The following is a 3,132-nucleotide window of genomic DNA, read 5'->3' on the forward strand; positions in this document are numbered from 1 at the left end:
AAGCATGGAATAAATGCTTTTACAGCAATCAGAGAAGCCCTTTTAGGGAATTCCGATATCATCTTTAACTAATGGAGTTCTGAACAGTTACGAATATTTATACATTATGAAAAATGCTTCAAGTGTAAGTTTTACAAATATTTAATAAAACGAATACTCAAATTGAGGGGGCATACTACTATGCAAGTAAAACGTTATTCAGCAATGGAACAATCGTGGCGATTTTCAAAACAAAGAGAAGATAATGAACGTCAACTTGCTCAAGGATTTCATGTTGCAGATGTTTATTTAAATAGAACATATCTGGATGGTTTTTCAACAGCACCAATCTTACCGGCAGCGAGAGGTATTTTGGATGTTTCTAAAATAAGAATAATTGAAATATCTAAGATTGTATTTGATGCAGAAGAAAAGTTTAAGAATAAGCTAATGAGTGTCTACTCAGCATTACATAGTTTACGAAGTTCAGTTGCACTTATTCTAGATAGTAACGGTGATACTGTTCATTTTTACATAGGTGTTAGAGCGGATAATAACACAGCTGTTGCTGGCGATGTGTTGGAATCAACATTAAAAGGAAACTTTCCTGGGATTGTATTTGATTCTTTGGATGTACAAAACACAACTAGTTTTATACAAAGAATAGAAAATGAGAATATAAAGAGTGTCTCCTCTGTTTCTATTGTTCCGTCTACACGTGAAGAGGAGAATGAAACAGAGAATTTTGTACAAGGAATCGAAAAGTTTATTGACACAATGAGTGGGAAAAAATATACCATGATATGTCTAGCAACCCCGCTCGATTCACTGACAATAGAAAAGCGCAAGCATGGTTATGAGGAATTGTGTTCTTCATTATCTCCCCATGCAAAATTATCGATTGCATATGGGCAAAATGAAAGTATGGCTGTTAATAAAAGTATTTCATCCAGTTTTTCAAAATCCATAAATAGGAGTGTGAGTAATTCGAACACAACAAGTAAATCACGTTCGAGTGGAACAAATAGTAGTGCCAGTAGTGGAAATAGTTTTAGTGGTGGCTTTTCAGATAATGGAAGCAGTATAAATTGGGGGAGTAATAATAGTTATTCAAATGGTTCGTTTGACTCTTATACTTCAGGTAATTCTTTTACACAGTCTGTATCGGAAAGCGAGGGGGCATCATCAACAGATGGTACTTCTGAGGGAGAAACGGAGACAAAAGGAACATCTAATACAGTTACTTTAAATTTTGAAAACAAAGGAGTAGAAAATTTAGTTGAACGTGCTCAAGCACAGTTGGAGCGATTTAAAAAATGTGAATCATTTGGAATGTGGGAGTTTTGCAGTTATTTTATGTCTAAAGATATTCATACAACTGTGCTAGGTGGAAATGCATATAAAGCGCTTATGACTGGAAATGAATCAAATGTTGAAAGTGCACATTTTAATGTATGGTCTTTGAATCAAGAAGACTCTATAAAGAAGATGATGGACAATATTCTACATCTGACGCACCCAAGTGCTGAGATGCCTGCACTTGAAGGGGGATATGAAAAACAATTAGTAACACCTACAAATCTGGTGAGTGGCAATGAGTTACCTTTAGTTATGGGATTGCCAAAGAAATCCGTATCTGGACTTGCTGTTGTCGAGATGGCAGAATTTGGTCGTGCTGTTGTATACGAGAATAAAATGCCTAAACGTCAAATGGAGTTTGGAAATATTTATCATATGGGGGTAAAGGAACAACCCAGAGTAGTGATGGATTTAGATTTGTTGTCGTCTCACTGTTTTATAACAGGTTCATCTGGTTCTGGAAAATCCTATGCAACATATCAACTGTTAGAGCAAGTTTTAAATCATGATGTGAAAATAATGATTATCGAACCGGCAAAGGGCGAATATAAACAGATATTTGGTGGATTGAAAGGAATAAAAATTTTTACAACAGATCCTAATGCATATCGACTTTTAAGAATAAATCCATTTCAATTTCCGGAAGATATTCATTTATTGGCTCATATTGAACAATTGTTGCAAATATTTAATGCATCATGGCCGTTATATGCGGCAATGCCTGCTATTTTAAAACAGGCTGTGGTGGAGAGTTATATTCGGTGTGGTTGGGATGTACAGAATTCTATATGGATTCCTGGAATCAGTGATCATAAATATCCGGTATTTGCAGATGTTTTAAAGATTTTACCAGATATTATTAATCATTCAGATTATTCAGCAGATTCTAAAGGGGATTACAAAGGGGCACTTCTAACAAGAGTACAATCTATGACTGTTGGAATTAATGGAGTGATTTTCAAAAACAGTGAAGGCATCGAGGATTCCTTAATATTTGATTCCAATGTTGTAATTGATTTGAGTGAACTAGGTTCAGACGAGGCTATTGCATTAATTATGGGCGTTCTTATTATGAAATTAAATGAATACCGAAAAGCCCAGCGAAAACGTAATCCGGAGCTACAATTGAATTCAAATTTGAGGCATCTTACTGTTTTAGAAGAAGCACATAACATTTTAAAACGAACGTCCAAAGATCAAAATCAAGAAGGCGCAAATATGATTGGAAAGTCTGTTGAGATGATTAGTAATTCTATTAAGGAAATGCGCACGTACGGGGAAGGTTTTGTTATTATTGATCAATCGCCTATGGCGGTAGATACATCAGCAATTGAAAATACAGCAACAAAGATTATCATGAATACGCCTGCAAAAGATGCTTGTGAAGAGTTAGGAAGTGCGTTGTCACTGAGTGATGAACAGACGCGGGAATTGTCAAGATTAAATGTGGGAGTTGCAGCTGTTTATCAAAAAGGATGGTTGTCCCCTGTTTTAATGAAAGTAGATAAATGGGACGATCGATATAATACAAAAATAGAAATGACAAATCAAGCAGAGCTTAGATTGATAAAAGGCAAGTTGATAACGGCACTAGTTGAACAGAAGCAGAGCAAAAAATTTTCACCAATGCGTTTACGCTCAATTACACGAGCATCATCATTGCCAATTGATAAAAAAAGAGAGATTGATGATATTATTCTTTCGTAACTGTTCAGAACCCCCTTGGGGAACTAATTAATTTTTGTACAAAACAGAGAATTTTTAAAACCTGTTTTGCGATATTATTTCGGTAAT

General features: G+C 35.2%; 1 protein-coding gene. It reads left to right on the plus strand.

Annotated elements, in window-relative coordinates; translation table 11 throughout:
• Positions 1–180: 180 nt before the first annotated feature.
• Positions 181–3,045: an ATP-binding protein gene (locus tag BUB85_RS20615; protein ID WP_073113343.1), complete on the plus strand. Its 2,865-nt coding sequence runs from the start codon at positions 181–183 to the stop codon at positions 3,043–3,045.
• Positions 3,046–3,132: the final 87 nt, after the last annotated feature.

Source organism: Hespellia stercorisuis DSM 15480, assembly GCF_900142165.1.
In the GTDB taxonomy this organism is placed as follows: Bacteria; Bacillota; Clostridia; order Lachnospirales; family Lachnospiraceae; genus Hespellia; species Hespellia stercorisuis.

Bases quoted from the DNA above. Each gene is read 5' to 3' on its own strand.
- BUB85_RS20615 (WP_073113343.1), top strand. From the start codon at position 181: ATGCAAGTAAAACGTTATTCAGCAATGGAACAATCGTGGCGATTTTCA.